Here is a 5,951-nt window from a genome sequence, read left to right on the forward strand (position 1 = left end):
GCATCAATCGGCGCGCGCCGCACCGGTTCGCGCCGCACCGTCCCGTTCGGCTCGCGGAAGCGTTGCTCGCACGGCGGCTCTTCGCCGCGCAAGATTGCATCAACCGCCGCCGCCACATCGGGGTAGACGGTCACGCTATCCCACGACTGAATCTCAACCAAAATGCTGAAAGTCGGCGGCGCTTTCCGTTCCAGCACCGTCTTTTGGGTGCCGCGCCGGCGCGCCTCTTCATCACCCAGCGTCACCGCTTGAATCCCACCCACCAAATCAGAGAGGGTCGGGTTGACCATCAGGTTATCGAGGGTATTGCCGTGGGCCGTGCCCACCAACTGCACGCCGCGCTCGGCGATGGTGCGCGCCGCCGCCGCTTCCAGCTCGGTGCCGATTTCGTCGATCACAATCACTTCGGGCATGTGATTCTCGACCGCCTCGATCATCACATTGTGCTGTTCGGCGGGACGCGGCACCTGCATCCGGCGCGCCCGCCCGATGCCGGGGTGGGGAATATCGCCATCGCCGGCAATCTCGTTCGAGGTGTCGACAATGACCACCCGCTTGCGCAGCTCGTCACCCAGCACCCGCGCCGTCTCGCGCAAGAGCGTCGTCTTGCCAGTGCCCGGCTTGCCCAGCAACAGAATGCTTTGCCCAGTTTCCACCAGATCGCGAATAATATCAACCGTGCCATACACGGCGCGACCCACCCGGCAGGTCAGCCCAATCACCACGCCGCGGCGATTGCGAATGCCGGAAATGCGGTGGAGGGTGCGGGGAATGCCAGCGCGGTTGTCCTCGCCGAACTCGCCGATGCGTGCGATCACGTAATTGATATCTTCGGCGGTCACTTCCCGATTGCTTAAGAACAACTCATGACCACGATAGCGCGCTTCCGGCAACCGGCCGAGATCCATCACAATTTCGAGCAGATTATCCTGATCGTTGGCTTTCTGGATCGCCTCCCGGATCGCCGGCGGCAGTGTCGCTAACAAAAGTTGAATATCGTTGGTCGCATCCGTCACAGCCATAACCGCTTAGCGCTCCTCCCGCACTGTTGGGGGCCAAGCATACCGGCGCACCGACACCCGCGGCTCTAGCCCCACTTCCAACGAGGGGGCCAGCACCGTGCGGCGAATCGGCACCACGGTATGCTTAACGAGTAAGATTTGCTCACCCACCGGTTGAAAACCCAACCGCACCGCCGATTCAAACAACTCTTGCTGGTACTCGCGCAAGATTAAATAGACAGGCCGGCTATCACTGAGCTGGGCCAGACCGAACCGTAACACATCCACCGCTTGTTCGCGCGCATCAGGCCGGATCAGCAACGAAAAGACGTGACTGCTCGGCCCGCTGAGCAAACGCAAGTAAGCAGTCAGATCATCATCCGGCCCCAGCACCCACGCCTGCCGGCGCACGAGCGAATAGGGTTGGTAGAGCGTCCAATGGCGCGCGTTGCGCACTTCCGCCTGTTGCACGAGATGCGGCGCCACGATGCCATACAACTTGTGGATCGCCCAATGGTCGCGCCGCGATTGCGCCCGCATCGGCGCCAGCCGGGTGCCCTGATCCCAATCCGGCCCTGAAAGGTGCAAGATCTGGCGATGGGTATAAGCTTGAAAGCCGACTTGGCGAAAAATTTCGCGCAACTCGTTGTGTTGGCTCGGCAAGGCCGCATAGAGGCGCTGCACCGAATGCTGCGCCGCATCAGCGCAGAGCCGGTGCAACAGGTGAAACCAGAGTTCGTAATCGCTGGGAGTCTGCTCGCTGCGCGTGCCGTTGGTCGCCAGATAGATCACATCTTGTTCGGGCCGGCCCAGCCGGCCCATCGCCTGCGCCAACGCAAACCCGCCCCGTTCGGCCAGCACCAGCGTCATCCGCTCGCGATGGTTGCCGGCCAGCATGCTCTGCAACGCAAACCAAAGCGGCCGGTGGCTATACGCCAACAGTCGTTCGGTGTAGAGCACCTGTTGGTAGCGAGGTTTCCGCCGGAGCAACCAGAGATCGCCCAGCGTCACGGTTCGTATCATAATTCCAGAAAGAGCCGGTGAACCCGATCATCACCGGTCAACTCAGGATGGAACGTGGTCGCCAGCAAACGACCTTGGCGGGCAGCCACCACGCTGCCGTCCTCTAACCAACCAACCGCCTCGCACCCCTGACCGAGCGCCACAATGCGCGGTGCGCGGATGAAGACGCCGGGGAGCGGCGCTTCGCCGATGATCGGCATCGTGATCGGCGCCTCAAAGCTGTCGAGCTGGCTGCCGTAGGCATTGCGCTGAATGGTGAGATTCATTGCGCCAATCGTCGGCTGGCCGCCCTGCTTTTGGCCAACCACCTCGTTGGCCAGCAAGATAGCACCAGCGCAGGTGCCCCAAATCGCTAAATCGCGACCGGCCCGCTCGCGGATCGGTTCCAACATCTGGTACATCACCAACAGCCGCCCGATCGTCGTGCTTTCGCCGCCGGGAATAATCAGCCGCTCGACGCGGGCAAGCTGGCGCGGCAAGCGCACCTCGACCGGCTCGACGCCGATCCGGCACAAGACCGCGCAGTGTTCACGAAAATCGCCCTGCAGGGCCAACACGCCAACTGTCATACAGTTTTGGGCGCGGAGCGGGGTGCTGCCCGCCCGCCTCCTGCTACCACCCACGCCGCGCCATCAACTGCTCGGCGGGGATCTGATCGATGTTGATGCCAACCATGGCCTCGCCAAGGCCCTTGCTCACCTCGGCGATGATCTCTGGATCGTTGTAGTGCGTGGTCGCTTCGACAATCGCTCGCGCCCGCTTGACCGGATCGCCGCTCTTGAAGATGCCCGAACCGACGAAGATGCCATCAACCCCCAACTGCATCAGCAGGGCCGCGTCAGCCGGCGTGGCGATGCCGCCCGCCGCGAAGTTGACCACCGGCAGCTTGCCTTCGGCGGCCACCTGCTTGACCAGCTCGTAGGGCGCCTGAATCTGCTTGGCGTAGGTAAACAGCTCGTCTTCGTTCATCGACTGCAAGCGGCGGATTTCGCTATACACCGCGCGGGCATGGCGCACCGCCTCGACCACATTGCCGGTGCCAGCCTCGCCCTTAGTGCGCAGCATCGCCGCCCCTTCGGCCACCCGGCGCAGCGCCTCGCCCAGATTGCGGCAGCCGCACACAAACGGCACCCGGAACTTGTGCTTGTTAATGTGATGCTCTTCGTCAGCCGGCGTCAGCACTTCGCTCTCGTCAATATAATCGACGCCGATCGCCTCCAACACTTGCGCCTCGACGAAGTGACCGATCCGCGCTTTCGCCATCACCGGAATGGTGACGGCCTGCTTGATCGCCAGAATCAGCTCCGGATCGCTCATGCGGGCGACGCCGCCCTGCGCGCGAATGTCAGCCGGCACTCGCTCGAGCGCCATCACTGCCACCGCGCCGGCTTCTTCGGCGATACGCGCTTGCTCAGGGGTGACCACATCCATAATCACGCCACCCTTCAGCATCTGCGCCAGCCCTACCTTCGTCGTCCACGTCGATTTTTCCATACTGCCTCGCTCAAGGTATGAAAGGTATGAATCGGTGACGTTTCCTGATCTCGTCAAATCATTGTACCACGCTGTGACATGGCGGGCAATGCGTCGCATGGCGGAGACCACTGCCACCGCTATCTGGCGACGCACGGCCGTGCGTCTCTACGTATTGCCTGCCGTCACCGCGGGGAGCGATTACCAATTGCTCCCCACCGCCTTGGCCACTGCGCGCAGTTTCGGCATTAGGTTCATGAAATTCTCGTGATTGAGCGACTGGCCGCCATCCGATTTGGCCCGATCGGGGTCGGGATGCACTTCGATGATCACGCCATCGGCCCCCGAGGCGATGGCGGCCAGCGTTAACGGCGGCACCAGATACCATTTGCCGGTGCCGTGGCTGGGATCGACGATCACCGGCAGGTGTGAGCGTTTCTTGACCACTGCGACCGCGTTGAGATCGAGCGTGTTGCGGGTAGCCGTCTCGAAGGTGCGGATGCCGCGTTCGCAGAGGATGATGTTGGGGTTGCCCTGTGCGATGATGTATTCTGCCGAGAGCAGCCACTCTTCGATCGTCGCCGACAAACCGCGCTTGAGCAGCACCGGCATGCCGCTGCGCCCGGCCTCTTCCAGCAATTGGTAGTTTTGCATGTTGCGCGCGCCGATCTGCAAGACGTCGGCGTATTTCGCCACTAGTTCGACATCAGCCGGCGTCATCACTTCGGTGACGATTGGCAGGCCGGTCTCGGCGCGGGCTTGGGCCAGCAACTGCAAACCGTACTCGCCCAAACCGCGGAAGCTGTATGGCGAAGAGCGGGGTTTGAACGCGCCGCCGCGCAACATGTTGGCGCCGGCTTCGCGCACCGCCCGCGCCGTGGCCTTAATCTGCTCTTCGCTCTCGACCGAGCAGGGGCCGGCAATGATCGCCAAATGGCCGCCGCCGACCTTCACTTCCCCCACCTGCACGATGGTATCGTGCGGTTTGACTTCCCGCGACACTAGTTTATAAGGCTGCGTGATCCGCACCGTCTCTTTCACGCCATCGAAATGCTCTAACTCTTCGCGCAGCGTCGGCGGGATGGCCGCTCCCACCACCGCCACTACCGTCCGTTCCTCGCCGACAGTTAAATGGCCGCGCAAGTTATGCTCGCGCAGCCGGGCCAACACTGCTTCGATTTGGCTCTGGGTCGAGCCGGTCTCCATCACGACAATCATGGAACGATCCTCCTCAGGGGTACAGGAATCTGGAGACGAAACGGGCAGAGGATGCCCGGCGTCACAAGGGGAAGAGCATGCGGTCACATCACCCAACGCGAGCGCCCGGTGCTGCAGCGCAAGCAGCTTGGTCACCTCAGGCGCGGCGCACCGTTGCGCCGGCTCGATCGCGTGCCGGCGGCTCATGGCCGTTCCTCCGGCGGCAGTGGCGTTGCGACGCGGAAGGCGCTCATCAGCGCGGCCCGTTCGGGGCGCAAGCCGCGCGCTTCGCGGATGTAGACGTGGACGATTTCATCGGCGCGTTTGGTGGTGTTCCAGTGGATTAAGACGCGAATGCAGCGCGGCAAGCTGCCCGGCACGGCCATTTCGTGGCCGCAGAGCAAGGCGGTGTCGATCCATCCGATCGCCCGCGCCGCCACCGCGGGAAATTCGGCGTTGAGGTCGGGGGTGGTGGTGAAAATGGCGCTGGCGATGTCTTCTGGCTCGATGCCGTTGGCTTCGATCAACAACGTGAGCAATTCATGGGTCGCTTCCAGAATCGCTTCGCGTGTGTTTTCGGCACAGGTGGTCGCTCCTCGTACTCCGCGACAACGAACGTTCATTGCCTCTCCTCCGCGGCAATAACAGAGGGGGCGCGAGGTTTGTTCGCCTCGCGCCCCCTTGTGCTTGCTCTGTGCTTGCGTGCGTCTTCAGGAAATGCGAAGCGACCAGTCCAATTGTGGGCTGGTAAAGTAAAAGAAGTAGGTGTAAAAGCGCGCGTTGTGCATAAGAACGCTTACCTTACTCTTTTCCCGCTTCGACGAGGGAAATATACCATGGTCGCGGCGGTTCGTCAAGCAGGCTGTAGAGCCGGGCGGCTGTCCGGCTTCGCAGAGAACGCAAAGGCGCGGTAAAGCCGGACGGCTGTCCGGCTCCGCAGAGGGCACGAAGGGTTTTTGGTGATTGAGTAGCAGCGCACTCGCAGCCCCCTATCACATCCCTTTGCGCCCTCTGCGTCTTTGTGTTGACCATCCTCTGCGTCTTTGCGCCCCCCCCCCCGGCCCCTGTTGGGGGAGGGGAGTGGGACTCCTCCCCCCGGAGGGGGCACATAACCATCCTCTGCGTCTTTGCGTTACCCGTCTCTGCGCCTTTGCTCGCTTTGCGTCATAGCGATGGCGGCGTTCAGCTCCAATAGGCGGGCGAGGATTTCATCGCGCACCTCGTCGGGCCAGCGGTAGCGGTACGGCTTCTTGCGCC

Annotated in this window: 6 protein-coding genes; all 6 read right to left on the reverse strand. The window is 62.5% G+C overall.

All coding sequences use genetic code 11. From position 1 onward, the window contains the following. On the reverse strand, positions 1 to 1,022 hold a 1,022-nt coding region (locus U9R81_RS07495; protein ID WP_322494874.1), incomplete at its 3' end, for an AAA family ATPase. Positions 1,023 to 1,028: 6 nt separating this feature from the next. Beyond that, entirely contained in the window at positions 1,029 to 2,024 is a 996-nt protein-coding gene (locus U9R81_RS07500; RefSeq protein WP_322494875.1) for a hypothetical protein, read from the reverse strand. Beyond that, positions 2,021 to 2,593, reverse strand: coding sequence for a pyridoxal 5'-phosphate synthase glutaminase subunit PdxT (gene pdxT, locus U9R81_RS07505; RefSeq protein WP_322494876.1), 573 nt, complete (start codon positions 2,591 to 2,593; stop codon positions 2,021 to 2,023). The genes U9R81_RS07500 and pdxT overlap by 4 nt, the downstream gene beginning before the upstream one ends. 43 nt (positions 2,594 to 2,636) lie before the next feature. Further along, positions 2,637 to 3,518: a pyridoxal 5'-phosphate synthase lyase subunit PdxS gene (pdxS, locus tag U9R81_RS07510; protein WP_066790144.1), complete on the reverse strand. Its 882-nt coding sequence runs from the start codon at positions 3,516 to 3,518 to the stop codon at positions 2,637 to 2,639. Positions 3,519 to 3,698: 180 nt separating this feature from the next. Beyond that, a complete protein-coding gene (gene aroF, locus U9R81_RS07515; RefSeq protein WP_322494877.1) occupies positions 3,699 to 4,715 on the reverse strand; it encodes a 3-deoxy-7-phosphoheptulonate synthase in 1,017 nt (338 codons plus the stop codon). 182 nt (positions 4,716 to 4,897) lie between these two features. Further along, positions 4,898 to 5,317, reverse strand: coding sequence for a chorismate mutase (gene aroH, locus U9R81_RS07520; RefSeq protein ID WP_066790148.1), 420 nt, complete (start codon positions 5,315 to 5,317; stop codon positions 4,898 to 4,900). Between the last annotated feature and the right edge of the window lie 634 nt (positions 5,318 to 5,951).

The sequence above is a fragment of the Chloroflexus sp. genome (assembly GCF_034435895.1).
In the GTDB taxonomy this organism is placed as follows: domain Bacteria; phylum Chloroflexota; class Chloroflexia; order Chloroflexales; family Chloroflexaceae; genus Chloroflexus.

Coding starts and splice junctions, on each gene's coding strand:
- U9R81_RS07500 (WP_322494875.1), bottom strand. CDS start 2,024: ATGATACGAACCGTGACGCTGGGCGATCTCTGGTTGCTCCGGCGGAAA.
- pdxT (WP_322494876.1), bottom strand. CDS start 2,593: ATGACAGTTGGCGTGTTGGCCCTGCAGGGCGATTTTCGTGAACACTGC.
- pdxS (WP_066790144.1), bottom strand. CDS start 3,518: ATGGAAAAATCGACGTGGACGACGAAGGTAGGGCTGGCGCAGATGCTG.
- aroF (WP_322494877.1), bottom strand. CDS start 4,715: ATGATTGTCGTGATGGAGACCGGCTCGACCCAGAGCCAAATCGAAGCA.
- aroH (WP_066790148.1), bottom strand. CDS start 5,317: ATGAACGTTCGTTGTCGCGGAGTACGAGGAGCGACCACCTGTGCCGAA.